This window comes from Saccharothrix sp. NRRL B-16314 (genome assembly GCF_000716595.1).
Lineage (GTDB): Bacteria > Actinomycetota > Actinomycetes > Mycobacteriales > Pseudonocardiaceae > Actinosynnema.
Genome location: NZ_JNXC01000037.1, coordinates 109,672 through 126,680 on the forward strand (window position 1 = coordinate 109,672; position 17,009 = coordinate 126,680).

Below are 17,009 nucleotides of genomic sequence, written 5' to 3' on the forward strand. Positions count from 1 at the left end.
GCTCCCTCTTCTCTGAGGACCCCTCCCAGAAATGGATAGTGCTACTGTCCGACAGTAGACAGCACCGCTATCCATTCTGGGGAGTCGCTCGTGACCCGCATCCTCCGCTGGCACCCACCTCTGGTGCTCTTCACCTTGCTGATGCTCGCCCTGATCCCGGTCTCCCTGGTCGGGTTGGTCGCGGACGACCGCATCCTGGCCGGGTCGCCGATCTGGTTCAAACCGTTCAAGTTCGCCGTGTCGCTCGCGCTGTACACGATCACACTGGCCTGGATGTACACGTTCACGACCCGCCTGCGCCGCCTCGCCTGGACGGCGGGCACCGTGGTCGCGGTCGGCCTGATCATCGAGATGGTGGTCATCGTCGTGCAGGTCGTGCGCGGCACGCAGAGCCACTTCAACTCCACGACACCGTTCGACGGAACCCTGTTCCGGATCATGGGCGTCACGATCGCCATCGTGTGGGTCATGCACGCGCTGATCGCGCTGGCCCTCACGTTCACCCGGTTCGAGGACCGGGTGGCGGGCCTGGCGATCCGGCTCGGCCTGGCAGTGGGGCTCGTCGGCCTGGCCCTCGGCTTCCTGATGTCGATGCCGGCCGAGGGCCAGGACCTGAGCGCCGGAATCGTGGGCGCGCACAGCGTCGGCGTGCCGGACGGCGGCCCGCAGATGGCGTTGACCGGGTGGAGCACCACCGGCGGCGACCTGCGCATCCCGCACTTCGTCGGCATCCACGCCCTCCAGGCCATCCCGCTCGTCGTGTTGCTGTTGCGCGGGCGCGCGACCACGAACCTGGTCTGGGGCATCACGATCGGCTACGCCGGCCTGACGGCCTTGTTGACGTGGCAGGCACTGCGCGGGCAGCCGCTGCTGCGCCCGGATCTGCTCACCGCGCTGGGCGGGCTGGCCGTGGCAACCTGGACCGTCGCGGTGGTGGCGAAGTCACTGCGCGAGACCGGCACACCGAAGGACGTCGTGCACGCATAACCCGCCACGGCCCGGAACACGCCATGATCGCCGTGCCACCACTCGTGGCGCATCACGGTCCCGGTCGCCCGCACACCTACCGGCACTGTGGGCGACAATGAGCAGTCCGGACCCGGCACGGCGGAAGCTTTCCCACCACCGCGTGGGCCCGCTGCCGGCGTTCACGATCACCCCGTCGCCGTTCGGGTTCGGGCTGCTCCCGACCCTCCGCGCGTCCTGTGACCGACCCGACAGGGCGGACACGGTGGTTACCGGCCAGTAACAGGGTCTAGAGTTGTGTTACCGATCGGTAGGAGTCGCGCCCAGCCGTTCGGGCGAATCGTCACCACAAGTGGAGGAGACGCCGTGGCCGCACCAGTAGCGCCGGCACGCGTTCGAAACGTGGTCTTCGTCGACGGCGTGCGCACGCCGTTCGGCAAGGCCGGCCCCAAGGGAATCTTCGCGGAAACCCGTGCCGACGACCTGGTCGTCAAGGTCATCCGCGAGTTGCTGCGGCGCCACCCCGAGCTGCCACCGGACCGCGTCGACGAGGTGGCCATCGCCGCCACCACGCAGATCGGCGACCAGGGCCTCACCATCGGCCGCACCGCGGCGCTGCTCGCGGGCCTGCCGAAGTCGGTGCCCGGTTACGCCGTCGACCGCATGTGCGCGGGCGCGATGACGGCCGTCACGACGTCGGCCAGCGGCATCGCGTTCGGCGCGTACGACGTGGTCATCGCGGGCGGTGTCGAGCACATGGGCCGGCACCCGATGGGCGAGGGCGTCGACCCCAACCCGCGGTTCCTGTCCGACAAGATCGTGGACCCGTCCGCGCTCGTCATGGGCTCGACGGCGGAGAACCTGCACGACCGGTTCCCGGCCATCACCAAGGAGCGAACGGACGCGTTCGCGGCGGCGTCGCAGGCCAAGTACGCCGACGCGGTGAAGAACGGCAAGATCGGCCCGGAGTTCGTGCCGGTCGCGACCCGGTCCGCCGAGCACGGCTGGGGCCTGGCGACGGCCGACGAGCCGCCGCGTCCCGGCACCACCGTCGAGGACCTGGCGAAGCTCAAGACGCCGTTCCGCCCGCACGGCCGGGTCACCGCGGGCAACGCCGCGGGCCTGAACGACGGCGCGACCGGCTGCATCCTGGCCGAGGAGGAGACCGCCCGCGAGCTGGGCCTGCCGATCGGCATGCGCCTGGTGGGCTACTCGTTCCTGGGCGTCGAGCCCGACGTCATGGGCATCGGCCCGGTCCCCGCGACGGAGAAGGCCCTGAAGCGCGCGGGCCTGTCCATCGAGGACATCGGCCTCTTCGAGATCAACGAGGCGTTCGCCGTGCAGGTGCTCGCCTTCCTCGACCACTTCGGCATCGCCGACGACGACCCGCGGGTCAACCAGTGGGGCGGCGCGATCGCCACCGGCCACCCGCTGGCGTCCTCGGGCGTGCGCCTGATGACCCAGCTGTCGCGGCAGTTCGCCGAGCGCCCCGACGTGCGCTACGGCATCACCACCATGTGCATCGGCATCGGCATGGGTGGCACCGTTATCTGGGAGAACCCGCTGTGGAACGGGGAGAACAAGTGACCACGTTGACCGCTGACGAGGCCAAGGCCCTCTTCCCGGACGAGGTCGTGACCCGGGCCACCACCCGGCTGATCTCCGTGCCCGGCGTCGACGGCAAGGTCGCGCTGATCACCATCGACAACGGCCACGACCACACCCGGCCGTCCACGTTCGGCCCGCAGTCGCTGGTGAGCCTGAACGCCGCGTTCGACGAGGCCGTGGCGGCGTCCCCGGCGGCGATCGCGGTCACCGGCAAGCCGTTCATCTTCGCCGTGGGCGCGGACCTGACGGCCGTCGAAGGTGCTTCCCAGCGCGAGCAGGCCGTGACGATCGGGCAGCTCGGGCACGACGTGTTCCGCAAGTTCACCGAGTCGGCCGTGCCGACCTTCGCGTTCGTCAACGGCGCGGTGATGGGCGGCGGCCTGGAGCTGGCGCTGTCGTGCCACTACCGGACGCTGGCGTCCAACGCGGCGGCCATCGCGCTGCCCGAGGTGTTCCTCGGCCTGTTCCCCGGCTGGGGCGGCACGCAGCTGCTGCCGAACCTGATCGGCGCGAACGACGCGGTCACGGTGATCTTCGAGAACGCGTTGAACCAGAACAAGATGCTCAACCCCAAGCAGGCCTTGGACCTCGGCATCGCGGACGTGCTGTTCGACTCGGCGGACTACCTGGAGCAGTCGCTGCTGTGGCTGGCCTCCGTGGTGCGCGGCGACGTCGTGCCCGCTCGTCGTGAGATCGACCGCGGTGCGGGCTGGGACGCCGCCGTGGCGCGGGCGAAGGCCATCGTCGAGGGCAAGACCAAGGGCGCGGCGCCGGGTGCGTTGAAGGCGTTGGAGCTGCTGGAACTGGCCCGTGCCAACGACTTGGACGCCGGGTACGCGGCGGAGACCGAGGCGCTGGCGGACGTCGTGATGAGCGACGAGCTGCGGGCCGGGCTGTACTCGTTCAACCTGGTGCAGAAGCGGGCCAAGCGGCCGGCGGGCGCGCCGGACAAGTCGTTGGCGCGCAAGGTCACCAAGGTCGGCATCGTCGGCGCGGGCCTGATGGCGTCGCAGATGGCGCTGCTGTTCGCGCGGCGGCTGGAGGTGCCGGTGGTGCTCACCGACATCGACCAGGCGCGGGTGGACAAGGGCGTCGGGTACGTGCACGGCGAGATCGACAAGCTGCTGGCGAAGAAGCGCGTGTCGGCGGACAAGGCGAACCGGCTCAAGGCGCTGGTGTCCGGTTCGCTGGACAAGGCGGCGTTCTCGGACGCGGACTTCGTCATCGAGGCCGTGTTCGAGGACCTGGGCGTGAAGCAGAAGGTGTTCGCCGAGGTCGAGGAGCACGTGTCGGCGGAGGCCGTGCTGGCGACCAACACGTCGTCGCTGTCGATCACCGACATGGCGGCGGGCCTGAAGCACCCGGAGCGGGTCGTCGGCTTCCACTTCTTCAACCCGGTGGCGATCATGCCGCTGCTGGAGATCGTGCGGGCCGGCCAGACCGACGACGCGACGCTGGCGACCGCGTTCGCGGTGGGCAAGCAGCTGAAGAAGTCCTCGGTGCTGGTGAAGGACGCGCCGGCGTTCGTGGTGAACCGGCTGCTCACGCGGTTCATGGGCGAGGTCGTGAAGTCCATCGACGAGGGCACGCCGTTCGAGGTGGCGGACAAGGCCACCGAGCCGCTGGGCCTGCCGATGTCGCCGCTGATCCTGCTGCAGCTCGTCGGTCCCGCCGTCGCGCTGCACGTGGCGGAGACGATGCACGGCGCGTTCCCCGACCGGTTCGGCGTGTCGGAGAACATGAAGTCGTTCGTCGCCGCGGGCAAGAGCGCCGTGTACCAGTGGGACTCGGCCGGGAAGCAGACGGTCGACCCCGAGGTGCAGGCGCTGTGGGCGTTCGGCGACAAGCCGTTGACCGGTGACGAGGTCTTCGCGCGGGCGCTGGAGGCGTTGGCCGAGGAGATCCGGATCATGCTCGACGAGGGCGTGGTCGCGGAGGCGCAGGACATCGACCTGTGCATGCTCCTCGGCGCCGGCTGGCCGTTCTGGCTGGGTGGCATCACCCCGTACCTGGACCGTTCGGGCATCTCGGAGAAGGTGACGGGGAAGCGCTTCCTGGCGCCCGGCGTCGCCTCCGTGCCTGCCTGATCGAGGCGCTGCCCGACCTCCAGTCCCCTGCGCCCCGGCTGTCCGTTGACAGCCGGGGCGCAGTGCTCTCTATCGGCGGCCTACACCAAGGCCTCGTGCTTACACCGTGGGCAACGCCAGAAGTAGGGCGTGCCCCGCTTCCGGTCGGCCGACCGATGCAGCTCCGTCTCCGCACGGCAACGGGTGCAGGCGGGCGGATCGGCGAACCCGTCGGCACCCAGATCGGCGAGCAGGCGTTTCGCGAACGCCGAACCCCTGCAGGTGAGCATCACCTCGCGCGAGTTCCCGTGGGACAGCGCGTTGAGGCTGCCGATCAGCACCACCTGCTGGTCGATGACCACGATCTTCTTGTGCTCAAGACGAGCGCGGATGATGCGCGCACCGGTGGCCTTCAGCGCCTGGAGCCACTCCTGGTTGGTGTCGTTGCGCTGGATGAAGTCCGTGTCGTTCCGGGTGAACACCCGCACGTCGACGCCCCGCGCCACGGCATCCGCGATGAGCGGCATGAATCGCTTGCCGTGCTTGCCCACCCACGGCGACCACATCCACACGCTGCGCCTGGCCTTGGCGAGGCTCTTCGCCAGGGTCTCTTTGAACGCGAACTCGTCCTCGATGTCGGTGACCTCGACAAGGCCGCGCAGCACGTCGTGCAGCTCGGCCTCCACCGACGACACCGGCTTGTACTCGTGCTCGTCCTCCAAGCCGAGCAGGGCGCCGGCGCGGACCCATTGGATGCGACCGGCCTGCGCCAACCGCCGCACCGCGCCGAGCGGGCTGTTCCCCACCGCGCCCTTCACCGCCAGTTGCGAGTTGACGATCAGGTACAGGCGGTGCCGCGCCCTGGTGATGCCCACGCCGAACAGCCGGACCGCGCTGTACTCGAAGCTGCCTCTGTCCGACCTGGCCTTGCTGATCCACCCCTGGCCGTCTTCCACGAGGTCGAAGATGACGGTGTCGAACTCGCGCCCCTGGAACGAGTGGGCGGTACCGACCGGAACCACGAAGTCGGGGCCTACGTCCCGAAGCGCGGCGAGCGTCGCTTCGGCCTGCTGCTTGAACGTGGTCACCACACCGACATCACCGTCGGTCACGTGGTGCTGCGCGAGGGCGCGTGCCACGAGCGCCCCGACCGGCCACCAACCGGCGAACCTCGACGACCGGTGGATGACGCCGAGATCCGGCAACCTGCTCACATCTACCAGGACGATCTCGGTGTCAGGTCTGGCAGCGCCGTCCCGCAGCACGCCGTAGATCACGTTGTTGGCGAGCTCACGCAGGTTGGGCCCGAACCGGAACTGGTGCAGCAACGCCACCGCGCCGGGATTCGCGGTGACGTCCGCCGGGGCGAGGATGCCGCAGTGCGTGAAGACATCGGGTTTGACCCACTTGCGGACCCCGGCGTGGTCGGTCTTGTCGATGTCACCGGTCACCGGGCCGAGCTGGAGGAAGTCGCCGAGCAACACGGCGGTCCGCGTCGCACGCCCCACCGCGAGCAACACCTCGGCGAGCAACGCCGCGCCTGCCTCATCGACAAGGACGACGTCGAACTTCTCCCGTGCCACGGCGGGGTGGGCGCGCGACCGTGCCAGGGTCGTCGCGACCACTCGTGCTCCGGCCACGATCTCGCCCTCGGCGTCACGTCGGAGCTTGGTGATCTTCTTGGTCAACTCCCGCAGGCGGTTCTCCCACTGCGGTCGGTCGCGCGCGGCGGACCGCTGGAAGTCGTGGAGTCGCGCGCGTTCCTCGTGCCGGGCGGGAAGTCCGCCCCGGCGTGCCGACGCCACGGTTTCGTCGTCCCGGTCGTCGGCGATGCCGAGACCTCGCGACCAGGCGCACCGACCGTCCAGCGCGTCGAGCGTCCTCCTCACGTTGTCGAGGGCGGATTGTGCGGTCGAAACCGCGGTGCGCGTCTCGGCCGCGCGCCGGTCGAGCACCTCCAGATCCGTCGGCGTGACGTGGACCGTCGCGCGGATGCGGTTCAGCTCCGCCTCGATCGCACTCCGCCGGGGGGCGAACCGGCGTTCCGCGACGGCCGCCTGCTCGGCCCACTTAGCCGCCGCCTTGACTGCCTTCCGCCGCGCGAACAGACCTCGGGTGGTCGCGGCCTCCTCCTCAGCGCTCGCCACGCGTTCTCGCAGCCGTCGGAAATCATTTTCTTCGGACCTCAGCGCCGCCGCGAGCCCGGCGGCCTGATCGAGCAGCCGACGCTGCGGCTCCACCTGTCGACGCTCGGCGTCCACCGCCGCCATTTCCAGCACCTTGGCATTCAGCTCTCCATCAGCCGCGAGGTGCTGGACCACGAGTGCGGGACGGTCCGCCTCCAGTCGCGCCACTTCGGCGCGGCGGTCGATCCGTTCGATCGCGCAGAGGTAGGCGGGGTGATCGTATCCAGCGAGTTCGACGTCGAGGACCGCGATCCTGGCGTCGACCCGATCCGCTTGGACGAGGTGTTCCCGCACGTCCTCCAGTTCGGCATCGACCTCGGCCGTCGTGCGAGCGGCGAGTCGCTGCAACTGAACGTTGTCGTCCGCCGCCAACTCCGGCAGGTGTGGCGGACCGACCCGGATGACCTGCCCTTGGTCGGTGGGGATGTTCTTGACGACCTCTTTGAGCGCGTTGTCCACGGCGATGTTGGCGGTGGACACCAGTAGTACGCGCCAGCCGCGCTTGACCAGGTCTTCGATGGCTCTGGCCAAGACGCGGGTCTTGCCGGTGCCGGGCGGACCCCACACCGCGTGCAGCCCGGGCTCGGTGCACGCCCGATACGCGATCTGCTGCGCGGAGAGGAAGCCCGGAGGGTAGTCGTGCGTGCCCGTGGGAAGCGGGTCGAGCCGCCCGGCGGCCAGGCGATCCGCGAGAGGTGCCTCGTCCAGACCTGCGATTCCGTCGCGCAGCTTCTGCCAGAGGTGGCGGGGCGTGAGTCGGATCGTCCACACCCGGTCGCAGCCGTCGGGCAGCGCGCCGTCCACCTTGATCTTGACCAGGCCATCGGCGACCCGCACCCGCTCGACCGGGAGAGAAGTGCCGTTGTCGGGGCCGTCCCTGTCCGCCAAGCAGAGCTGGTCGAAGCTGTCCGCGGACAGCGGCCGGTCACCGGCGCGCAGGTCCAGCGTCCACCATCCCGGCTCGTCGCCGGGTAATCGGCTCGCCTGGCCCAGCGACCGCCAACCACCGTCCCCACCCTTGACCGGCCCGGTGAGCACCCGGTCCACGGCCTCGACGAGTTCGCGTCGCCAGCCCGAAACCCCGCCCTCTCGCGCTGTCACCGGGCCAGTAAACCAAGCCTTGTTCGCAGGACACCAAACTGCCCGATGTCTCGAACCACTGCCCGATGTCGCCAACCGGCTGCACGCGTCCGACACCGTCCGCTACGGTCGGAAACCGGATCATCACTTAAAGCAAGCAAGGGGAGACGTGAGCGGCGTATACAGGTTCGGCTTCGAGGACGGTGATGAAGAGGACCGAAGTCCTCGACCCGCGCCCGAGGAACCCGAAGCCCCTCAGGACGCCCTGGTGGGACGTGACGCTGACGGTGTCGTCACCGTGGCGGTAGGCGACATGGCGGAGGTCCAGTCGGTCACCATCGCCGCGCTGTGGCGGCAGTCGGTCGACCCTCGCGTCCTGGGCTCGGCGGTGACCCAAGCTGCGAACGCGGCCACCATGGCGGCGTTCGCCAAGCAGGTCCAGCGACCGACGGAACCTCCGCCACAGCGGGAGGCGCCGCCACCGCGATCCGACGAACGCATCACGCCCGAGCAGGCGTTGCGGTTGATGGACGCCGTCAGTGCCGACCTGGCCATGTACACGCAGCGGATGAACGAGGTCGTGGACCGTCCGCTGACGGTGGAGAGTCGGGGCGGCCACGTCCGGGGCACGATCCACCGGGGACAGGTCCTCGACCTGCAGATCGATCCCGCTTGGACGCATTCGGCTCGCGTGACGGAGATGCAGCAGGAGTTCCTGGAAGTGCTGCGGAACCTGCGCGCCCAGAGCGTTCCCGCAGACCTGGCGCAGGGTCCTCAGAGCCCTGCCATCACCGAACTCACCGCGCTGGTGAGTGATCCCGACACACTGTTGCGCCGAGTGGGGTTGCTGCCATGACCGATGTCTCCGTAGCCCTCGAAGCGATGCGGTCCGACGCAACCGCGTGGGCGACCGCGGCCGACAACCTCGACGGCCCGTGCTCCGCGATCGGTGGTCTGACCCTGACCGGCGCCGACCTGTCGTTCTGGGCGGTCGACCGCGGCTTGGACCGCACGTACAACGATGCTCGCCTCGCCTTGGAGGACATGCTCACCCAGGCGACCCAGGCGTTCCGCAGCCTCAGCGAGACCCTCCACGCGGCGGCGAACACCTATGAAGCCGAAGAGGAAGCGAACAAGCACGCGATGAACAGCATCCACACCGACGACGGCGGTGGCCGATGAACCCGCTCGTGCAGGAGGCGCACCAGAAGTCGCAGGAGATCGACCAGAACACTGAGAAGTTCTTCGACCAGGTCAACAGCGTGATGAGCTGGGTCCCCGCGCCACTCGAGTACCTCGTCGACCCCATCATCCGCGGCATGCATCTGCTCAACGAGAAGCTGCACGATTTCTGGGACCGGGTCAAGCTGCTGTGGGAGCAGCCGGGCGATTCGGACCGCATCAAGCAGGTCGGCGAGCAGTGGGTGTCGCAGGTCGGCAACGCACTCGGCGACATCGCGGGCACGATCGGGCTGGACAAGCTCCGCACCACGATCGAGTGGGAAGGCCGCGCGGCCCGTGCCTACCAGGCGACGGTGCCACCACAGGCGGCCGGGCTGAACTCGGTGAAGGACATCGCCGGACAACTGCGTTCGTCCCTGAACAGCCTGGCGAATTCGATCGACATGTTCTGGATGGCGATGGGCTTCGCGCTCGCCGGCCTGCTCATCGGCATCGTCGCCGCGGTGGCCGCCGCGTGCACACTCGTGGGCATTCCCGCGGCGATCGCGTTCGTCGTCGGAACGGTGGCCACGACGATCAGTGTCATCGCCGCGACCGTCATGGCGTTGGAGTCGCACGTCAACACGATCGAAACCGAGCAGGTCGCACTCCGGCAGAAGATCCACGACCTCGGCTCGACGTGGGCCATGCCGAACACGGCAGACATGGCGGATGCGAGCGTCTCCGACGGAGACGGCTCGGACTGGCGACTCGGCTCGTGACGTATCCGGGGCCGCCTCCCCGCTATGTGTGGATACCGGCTGCGCAGGCTCGAAGGATCCGGGGCCGGTGCGGCGTACTCGGCGCGGCGGGCCTCGGCGCCTGCCTGGCGCTCGGATGGGCGATCGTGGGATTCGGTCGGGCGTTGCCGACTGCCTACCACCCGATCAACGCGTTGGTTTGGATCGCCGGGTGCGGTTCGGTGTTCGCGGTGCTCCTGTCCTCCGCGAGCCTACTGGCGGCACGGTCCTACGTCCGGGGCGAGTACCTCGACGTGAACGGCGCAAGAGTGGCGAGGCGTGCGCTGGCCGGAGGGTGGACGAGTGCGGTGATCGTCGCCGTCATCGCTTGGTTCCTGCTGGTCATGACGGTGACGAGCGGTAATCGGCAGGTCGGGTTCACCAGTGGTGTGTGGGCTTACCTGTTCCTGTTGGCCCTGCCTTCGGTGACGGCGGGCGTTCTCTTCTTCCTCGGACGTGCGCTGTTCCGGACGCCTGTCACGCCATCGGCCGGGGTTCAGTGGCGTCCTTGAGTGAGGTGGACGCTGCTCAACGCGGAGTTTTTGCCTGACAGGCGAGTGAGTGGTGCTCACGATGATTTGCGAAACCCGATCTTGAGTGTCATGACGTCACAACGACGGAGGGTGCCCGCCCGACCGGCCTTGCCGTGGGCGAAGTGAACGTGGTGGGATGACAACCTCTCCCACCACGCGAAAGCGCTGGTCAAGCTTCAACCGCATCGGCCATCGTGCTGCGGACGCGGGCGTGGTGCCGAGCACCCGGCGCGGAACCGTGGCCTCACGAGGGAAGGCCTACTCCAGCACTGCAGTGTCACCCTCGACGCGCTCACCGAACCGGTCCAGCGGACCGGCGAGCGCGTCGACAGCCCCAGACTGACGCAGGTGTAAGGGCGGGCAGCCCGTACTGGCGTTGGACGGTCTCGCTCCGCTCGGCCATTGTCCGGTCGGGCAATGCCTTGCTCGACCGCCTCGACCACCGCGCCCGTTACGGCGCGGTCAGCTGCGAGTTGATCGACCCACCCTCGACTCCGTCGCCCTGCTGTGCCGACGGGGGATGGGACGGCGGTCTTCACCTCAACGCGTACGTCATCAGAGTGAACACGTCGAAAGATATGGATCGTTGCCGGTCTCCGTGGCCGCCCCGCCTGGATACTGCATAACCAGGCGGGCTGAGTCGGCCCGTTCCGCCCATCGACGGCATCGCCATGTCCGAACCTGGACACGGAGAGCGACGTCTCGCGTGCTGTCAGTGGCAGTCAGGGCAGGAGAGGGGAGACTCATGCCGTTTTTCGCGGGTGGTGGCGGTGGCGCCGGTGGAGTGGGGGCTCCTGGAGCCGGACCGGTGGCCATGCAGATCGAGCCAGACCAGATCTTGGCCCTCAAGGCACGCTACGAAGCGGTCCGGAACATGGTTCAGGACTTCTTCGACTCCCAACGAGACAGTCTGGTCGTACGCCCATTCGCGGACGACGAAGTCTCGTTGGATGCCGCGAAGGTCTTCTCGGACAACGCGGTCACCGCACTCGACGTACTGACCAGGTTCATTGGCGAGTTGGACTTGAACATCGATCAACTCGATCAGGCCGCCAAGACGTACAACCTGGCCGAAGACACCAATCAAGTGTCCATGCAGAAGCAGAACAGGGGCATCTGACCGACATGCGCCGACCCCTGGCAATCACACTGGTGACACTCGCTCTGGCGACGGGATGCAGTCCCGCGCCGGGGACTCCGACGCCGGAACGAACTTCCACCGAAAGCTCAGCCGCGACCACAACACCGGCAGAGGCACCATCGTCATCCTCCGCACGCCCGCGCGAAGTCAAACTGGACGGCGCTCGAGCTTGCGACCTCCTGACGGCAGAACAACTGCCGTCTCTCAAGATCGACAGTGCCGGCCGGGCGGTCGAGGTCGCGGCGTATGAGGCCAGCGGGTGCAGTTGGACCGTGACAGGCGCGAGCAATCGTCTCGTGCCGGTGACGAAGGAAGGCATCGAGGTGTGGACCGGCGGCAAGCGGACCGGCCGACCGAGCGAGATCGAACCGATCATGGGTTTCCCGGCGATCACCATCACCTTGCCGAACCAGGAAGCCAGCTGTGACGCGATCGTCGATACCGCCGAGGGCCAATACCTCCTCGCCACGGTCACGGTCAATCCGAGTTTCGAGGATCGCTTTCCCAAGCCGTGTGACGGGGCACGGCAGTTGGCGGAAGCGGCCATGCAGAACTTGCTGAAGTAAGGGGGAGCATCGATGGGCGGGATAGGTAACCACAACTTCGACGCGCAGTCCCACAAGCAGCTCTACGACAAATCCACGGCGGACCCGGCCACTCCGCCGCCCAGGCTGTGGACGACGCCTGGAACGGCTTCCGCGCGGTGATGGCCAACACCAAGAGCGAGTTGGAGTCGGCAATCCGCGACGCGGGGGCGGTCTGGGTCGGCGCGGCGGGCGAGCAGTTCGCGGGCGGCACCGCGCCGCTGGTGCAGTGGGCCGAGGACGTACGCACCGCCGGTGTCGAGACGCACAACTCCTTCGCCGCCCAGACCTCCTACTACAGCGGCGCGAAGACGCGGATGCCCGAGCCACGCGAGGTCACGTCTACGGCCAACGACGACTTCCTCGGCATCCCGGCGGGTTTCACCCACCTGGTCGGCGGCCAAACCGACCAGGACGTCCAGGAGCAGCAGGCGAACGAGGCCAAGCGGGAAGCCGTCCGGGTGATGAACGGCTACCGCGATGGCGCGTCCTCAGCCGTGGACACCCTGGGAGCCTTCACACCGCCGCCGCAGGTGACCACGCAGGTCATCGAGCCCGAGTTCGAGCAGCCCGAGGCGCAGCGCCAGTACTCTCAGCAATTCACGGAAGGCCAGTGGAGCACGACCGCTCCGACGGAGCCGAACCGAACCACCTCGGTCCCGCCGCAGCAGCCGGTGAGCACTCCCCCGACCATTGCCTCCGTCGGCGGAGACGACACCAACACCTCGGGTATCGGGACACCGCCGGACCTCACGCCACGACCCACCCCAACGCCGGTTCCACCGCCCGCCCACACCCCCGGACCGCCGCAACCGCCGATCGGCGTCACCCCGCCCGGCATGATCAGGCCCAACCCGAACCGGTACGACCAGCGGACCCCACCCGCCAACAACCCTCCCCGCAGGGGACCGGTCACGGGCACACCCCGCGGACTCGGCGGCAACCTGCCGGGCGGCGCGCCTCAGGGCGGAACGCCCCGCTTCGGTGGCGGTGCACCAGGGCAGCCGGGGATGCCCGGCCAGCCGTTCGGTCCCGGCTCCTCCTCCGGCGTCGGCGCTGGCGACACGCAGGCGAACCGTGCCGCCACCGGACCAGCCGGCGCAAGGGGCGCGGCAGGCAGTCCGATGATGGGCGGCCTGGCCGGCACACCCCAGGGCGGCCAAGGCGAGGACGACATCGAGCACAAGTCCGCGCCCTACCTCGAGGAGCTGGAAGACGTGTGGGGCGAGGATTCCGCCCAGAGAGTGGCGCCGCCGGTGATCGGGGACGACATCCAGTGAGACACACGTTGTCCTGGCTGGAGTTCGAGCTGTGCTGGGCTCACCTGAACCTGGGCGAGTACCCCACGATCCTGTCCATCCCTTCCCACGGTGCGACGCTGGACGAGCGCCGCACGTTGTTCGACGACGCGTGGCGTTCCCTGGAGGCGCGAGGACTGGCCGCGCGCGGCGAATTGGACGCCCGCCTCGCCGGCGCGTTGGCGTTGCTGTCACGCCCGGAACGCGAAGTCGACGCCCGGCTGCGGTTGGACGAAGGTCCACGGGTCCGCGCGATCGCCGCGACCCGGCGAGGGCATGCGGTATCGGCTGTGCTCACCGCTGACGTGCTGGCGTTGAGCCTGATCGACGAAAGCGCGCTCGCCGCGTCGGTGGTATCGCTGTTGCCTCCGCACCCGACACCTCGGTCACGATCGATCAGCCTCCTCTCCGCCGATCTGGAACGCGCGGCGGCGACGGCCGGTGAATCGGCCACCCGTCTGGAGAACGCGTTGCGGGACAACGGCTTGTCGCGCCCTGACGCGCAGAAGGTCGCCTCGGTATTGGGTGGTGTGATACGGATGGGCCAGTTCGGCACCGCTGTGCGCCCCTCCGAGCGCGGCCGACCCGGGCCGAGGAAACGCGGACCGTACGCGGTGTCGTTCTACGACACACCGGAAGGGCGGTGGCAGTTCACCCGCCGGCCCTCAGGCGATGGGCGGGAGTGGTCCACCCTGAGCCCTGCCGACCCACAGCGGCTCGTTCACGCGGTGTCGAAGTTGTTGTCCCTGACCGCCTGATCGGTTTCGACGGGCTCCTGATCGACCTGGTTGGTCAGGAGTTCCGCCACCGTCATGTCCTCGACAGGCTTCTCGGGCGTCATCGGGCCGCTCGCTCGATGCCGGCGACGTCGAGGATGTTGTCCTCGGTGATGCCGTCGAAGGGCAGCAACGCAAGCCGGAGATCGCTTCGCAGCGCGCACTCCGACGACCTGCACACGCTGCACTGCCCCGCCATGTCGAGCGGATGAGTGCCCAGGCACGTGGTCACCGCCCCGACCAGGCGATGCGTCTCCGCTCGCGCCATCTGCAACGACTTGCGGTCGGTGTTGTAGAGGACTCCGACCAATACGGCCGCCAGGTGGTGCCGCAGCAACCGATCTTCGTAGGTGGTGTTCACCCGACCGAGGCTCGCATTCGACCACCATTTCCGCAATGATTTGCAACACCCCGAAAGGGCCACTCTACACATTCACACAAAACATACACCGAGATATTCTCGCACTGTGAAAAAAGGGGGGACGATGTCGAAGCACCAGAACAGCGTCGTGACCAGGCGGATCGGGTTCGAACTCGAACGCCTTCGCCGGGCCGCCGGATACAACCTGCAAAGCGTCGCAGGGGCGCTGGGTGTGTCGATCAGCACCCTGAGCCGCTTGGAGAACGGCAAGCGCGAACCGAATGCGAAGAGGTCGCCTCGATCCTGACCTTCCTCGGCGTCGTCGGACCCGAGCGCCACCGCCTGCTGGACGAAGCCCGGGGCAGCGGCCCAACAGGCCACATCGAAATTTCACCGATGCGGGGTCGGACCTACCGCGACTTCGAGATGCGGGCGACCAGGATCACGAACTACGAGCTGGTGTTGGTGCCGGGCCTCGCCCGGACTCCGGACTACACCCGCGCGGCCCTCAACGCCCTGGTGTTCGATCAGGAGAAGGTCGACGTCGAGGCGCGCGTCGTGCAGCGCTCGGCACGTCAGAACATCCTGAACAGGCCGATACCACCGCAACTGAACTTGATCATTGCCGAGTCCGCGCTGCGTCTGCGCGTGTGCGCGCACAGCGTCATGGCCTCCCAACTCCACCACCTGATCACCCTCTCCAGCCGCCCGAAGGTGTCGATCCGTGTCATCCCTGCCGCGGTCGGCCTACACGCTGGATTGTCCGGCCAGTTCTCCATGCTCGACTTCCCGGACGCCTCCACCATCGTCCACATGGAGGACAGCGTGACCAGCTTGTTCGTTGACGACTGCCGACAGGTGCAGCTCTATAGGCTCACCGTGGAGAAGCTCATGGCCGTGGCGCTGGATGAACGGAAGTCGGTTGATCTGATGGCATCCATCGCCCACGACCTCAACAGAGGATGAGGCGAAGTGCGAACGACATCGCTTACGTGGCGGACGAGCAGCTACACCAGCAACGAGAACTGCGTCGAAGTCGCGTTCGGGCCGCAGGTGGTCGGCATCCGGGACTCGAAATGCCAGGACGGCAACCATCTGTGGATCACTCCCCGAGCCTTCGTCGCGTTGACGAACCGTGTCAGAGCCTCCTGATCGCACCGACGGCGGCGAGGGAGCCGAACACTCATGGTCGTGAGCCGTACCCAGTGACAGCACGAAGATCGAGACCTAAGGTCAACCCCACACGATCAGGTGACGACAGGTGGGGAACCGTCCATGACGCTCGCTCTTCTTGCACCATGCTACGGCAACCCCGACACCAGGAAGCGCTTCCACGAAACGCTCGTTGGTTCCATCGCCTTTACACAGGAGCCATACCGCTCACTCCTGTCCGCGGCCGATCTGGCCCGGCTGGAAGAGTTGCACCCTTCCGGTGAGGCGCGCTTCTGGGGTGCGATCCCCCGTCACGACAGGCCCATGGAACGACTACGAGCCGGCGGCGTCGTGCTGTTCGTCGGCGAGAAGAAGATCAAGGCCACCGGGGAGATCGGACACCTGTTCCGCAACGAACCCTTGGCCGACCTTCTCTGGAACCAACACGCCAACGATTCGAGCTTCACTAACGTGTACAGCGTTCTCAACGTCCGGATCACCGATTACCCGATCACCGACCTCTGGGGCATCGACGGATTCAACACCGGTGACTACGTGTACGGGCAACGCGTCGTCGAGGAACCCCGATCGTCACGCCTGATCAGCGCATTCGGCATCAGCCCGGGCACCGTGGAAGCGGAACTGAGCGCCAGGCTGAACGCCACCGCCGACCTGGTTGGTCTGGACACCCGCGTGATCCCCGTCGAACGAACCCACGTGGACGTAGTCTGGCACCGGATCGCGGAGCGGCAAACCGCGTACGAGCGGGTCGAGGCTCGGTTGGTCGCCCACTACCGGGCTTTCCGCTCCGACGTCGAGATGCATAGCTTCGTCACGCCGAGTGGCAAGCGGGCCGATCTGTTCTACCGCGACGACGCAGACGTCGTGGTGATCGAGGCAAAGAGTCTGGCCACCCACGCAAAGGTGAGGGAGGCTGTCGCTCAACTGCTCGACTACGCGGTGGACAGCCCAGAGCCGGTTACTCGGCTGGTGGCTCTCTTTCCCGAGCGCCCCGGCACCGACGGCCTCGCTCTGCTGCACCGGTTAGGGATCGACTGCGTCTACCGAACCGCCGATGGCCTGTTCACCGCGGAAGACGCGCCCAACGATCGCCGCCGGTACATGCGTCTGGTCTGGCACTGCCGCTGAACAGGGCCGTCGCTCTCGAAGCGCCCGAAGCGCTGTTCCGCCTTTGGGACCGATGAACAGCATGTCGCCGTCCCGATCGAGGAAACCGTTGTCCACGAGGTAGCGCAGGATCGGCTCGGCAGTGCGGTCGAACGGTGCCACCCAAGCC

General features: G+C 67.8%; 17 protein-coding genes. 15 read left to right on the plus strand and 2 right to left on the minus strand.

The genetic code is table 11. From position 1 onward, the window contains the following. Window positions 1–90: 90 nt before the first annotated feature. The 3 genes from OQ02_RS34235 (at window position 91) to OQ02_RS34245 (ending at window position 4,661) form a co-directional block, all read left to right on the plus strand. Window positions 91–987 (plus strand): hypothetical protein, encoded by an 897-nt coding sequence (locus OQ02_RS34235; protein WP_033442793.1) that lies wholly within the window; start codon window positions 91–93, stop codon window positions 985–987. 345 nt (window positions 988–1,332) lie between these two features. Then, window positions 1,333–2,553 (plus strand): thiolase family protein, encoded by a 1,221-nt coding sequence (locus OQ02_RS34240; protein WP_033442794.1) that lies wholly within the window; start codon window positions 1,333–1,335, stop codon window positions 2,551–2,553. Further along, window positions 2,550–4,661 carry a 3-hydroxyacyl-CoA dehydrogenase NAD-binding domain-containing protein gene (locus OQ02_RS34245; RefSeq protein ID WP_033442795.1) on the plus strand — a complete coding sequence of 704 codons (2,112 nt, stop codon included), beginning with the start codon at window positions 2,550–2,552 and terminating at the stop codon, window positions 4,659–4,661. The genes OQ02_RS34240 and OQ02_RS34245 overlap by 4 nt, the downstream gene beginning before the upstream one ends. 80 nt (window positions 4,662–4,741) lie before the next feature. Here the strand turns inward: OQ02_RS34245 and OQ02_RS34250 are convergent, their stop codons facing one another. Beyond that, window positions 4,742–7,927, minus strand: a complete 3,186-nt coding sequence (locus tag OQ02_RS34250) for an AAA domain-containing protein (protein ID WP_197043620.1) — start codon at window positions 7,925–7,927, stop codon at window positions 4,742–4,744. A gap of 247 nt (window positions 7,928–8,174) precedes the next feature. On the opposite strand from OQ02_RS34250, the gene OQ02_RS34255 reads away from it, so the two are divergent. From OQ02_RS34255 to OQ02_RS34290, 8 genes are all read left to right on the plus strand, one after another. Then, a complete protein-coding gene (locus OQ02_RS34255; RefSeq protein WP_051773134.1) occupies window positions 8,175–8,762 on the plus strand; it encodes a hypothetical protein in 588 nt (195 codons plus the stop codon). Then, entirely contained in the window at window positions 8,759–9,088 is a 330-nt protein-coding gene (locus OQ02_RS34260) for a hypothetical protein (protein ID WP_033442798.1), read from the plus strand. Before OQ02_RS34255 ends, OQ02_RS34260 begins: the two co-directional genes overlap by 4 nt. Then, window positions 9,085–9,849 carry a hypothetical protein gene (locus tag OQ02_RS34265; RefSeq protein WP_033442799.1) on the plus strand — a complete coding sequence of 255 codons (765 nt, stop codon included), beginning with the start codon at window positions 9,085–9,087 and terminating at the stop codon, window positions 9,847–9,849. Before OQ02_RS34260 ends, OQ02_RS34265 begins: the two co-directional genes overlap by 4 nt. Before the next feature lie 326 nt (window positions 9,850–10,175). Then, window positions 10,176–10,379 (plus strand): hypothetical protein, encoded by a 204-nt coding sequence (locus OQ02_RS44375; protein WP_156077485.1) that lies wholly within the window; start codon window positions 10,176–10,178, stop codon window positions 10,377–10,379. Window positions 10,380–11,145: 766 nt separating this feature from the next. Then, the gene (locus OQ02_RS45190) at window positions 11,146–11,520 is read left to right on the plus strand and encodes a PE domain-containing protein (RefSeq protein ID WP_197043621.1); all 375 of its coding nucleotides are present in this window, start codon (window positions 11,146–11,148) and stop codon (window positions 11,518–11,520) included. Window positions 11,521–11,552: 32 nt separating this feature from the next. Further along, window positions 11,553–12,107 carry a DUF3558 domain-containing protein gene (locus OQ02_RS43035; RefSeq protein ID WP_197043622.1) on the plus strand — a complete coding sequence of 185 codons (555 nt, stop codon included), beginning with the start codon at window positions 11,553–11,555 and terminating at the stop codon, window positions 12,105–12,107. Window positions 12,108–12,178: 71 nt separating this feature from the next. Further along, window positions 12,179–13,405, plus strand: coding sequence for a PPE family protein (locus tag OQ02_RS34285; RefSeq protein ID WP_081916142.1), 1,227 nt, complete (start codon window positions 12,179–12,181; stop codon window positions 13,403–13,405). Further along, window positions 13,402–14,181 carry an ESX secretion-associated protein EspG gene (locus OQ02_RS34290; RefSeq protein ID WP_033442802.1) on the plus strand — a complete coding sequence of 260 codons (780 nt, stop codon included), beginning with the start codon at window positions 13,402–13,404 and terminating at the stop codon, window positions 14,179–14,181. Before OQ02_RS34285 ends, OQ02_RS34290 begins: the two co-directional genes overlap by 4 nt. Window positions 14,182–14,260: 79 nt before the next feature. Here OQ02_RS34290 and OQ02_RS34295 read toward each other — a convergent pair whose 3' ends face one another. Then, window positions 14,261–14,560 carry a hypothetical protein gene (locus OQ02_RS34295; RefSeq protein ID WP_033442803.1) on the minus strand — a complete coding sequence of 100 codons (300 nt, stop codon included), beginning with the start codon at window positions 14,558–14,560 and terminating at the stop codon, window positions 14,261–14,263. A 124-nt stretch (window positions 14,561–14,684) separates the two neighbouring features. Here OQ02_RS34295 and OQ02_RS43040 point away from each other — a divergent pair, with 124 nt between their 5' ends. From OQ02_RS43040 to OQ02_RS41615, 4 genes are all read left to right on the plus strand, one after another. Beyond that, complete coding sequence (locus tag OQ02_RS43040; RefSeq protein ID WP_081916143.1) at window positions 14,685–14,867, plus strand: helix-turn-helix domain-containing protein; 183 nt, start codon at window positions 14,685–14,687, stop codon at window positions 14,865–14,867. 89 nt (window positions 14,868–14,956) lie between these two features. After that, window positions 14,957–15,526, plus strand: a complete 570-nt coding sequence (locus OQ02_RS40410; protein WP_051773138.1) for a DUF5753 domain-containing protein — start codon at window positions 14,957–14,959, stop codon at window positions 15,524–15,526. A 6-nt stretch (window positions 15,527–15,532) separates the two neighbouring features. Beyond that, window positions 15,533–15,712 (plus strand): DUF397 domain-containing protein, encoded by a 180-nt coding sequence (locus tag OQ02_RS43045; protein ID WP_081916144.1) that lies wholly within the window; start codon window positions 15,533–15,535, stop codon window positions 15,710–15,712. A 123-nt stretch (window positions 15,713–15,835) separates the two neighbouring features. Beyond that, window positions 15,836–16,861 carry a hypothetical protein gene (locus OQ02_RS41615; RefSeq protein ID WP_156077486.1) on the plus strand — a complete coding sequence of 342 codons (1,026 nt, stop codon included), beginning with the start codon at window positions 15,836–15,838 and terminating at the stop codon, window positions 16,859–16,861. The last annotated feature ends 148 nt before the right edge of the window (window positions 16,862–17,009 follow it).

Coding starts and splice junctions, on each gene's coding strand:
- OQ02_RS34260 (WP_033442798.1), top strand. CDS start 8,759: ATGACCGATGTCTCCGTAGCCCTCGAAGCGATGCGGTCCGACGCAACC.
- OQ02_RS34265 (WP_033442799.1), top strand. CDS start 9,085: ATGAACCCGCTCGTGCAGGAGGCGCACCAGAAGTCGCAGGAGATCGAC.
- OQ02_RS45190 (WP_197043621.1), top strand. CDS start 11,146: ATGCCGTTTTTCGCGGGTGGTGGCGGTGGCGCCGGTGGAGTGGGGGCT.
- OQ02_RS43040 (WP_081916143.1), top strand. CDS start 14,685: ATGTCGAAGCACCAGAACAGCGTCGTGACCAGGCGGATCGGGTTCGAA.
- OQ02_RS40410 (WP_051773138.1), top strand. CDS start 14,957: ATGCGGGGTCGGACCTACCGCGACTTCGAGATGCGGGCGACCAGGATC.
- OQ02_RS41615 (WP_156077486.1), top strand. CDS start 15,836: ATGACGCTCGCTCTTCTTGCACCATGCTACGGCAACCCCGACACCAGG.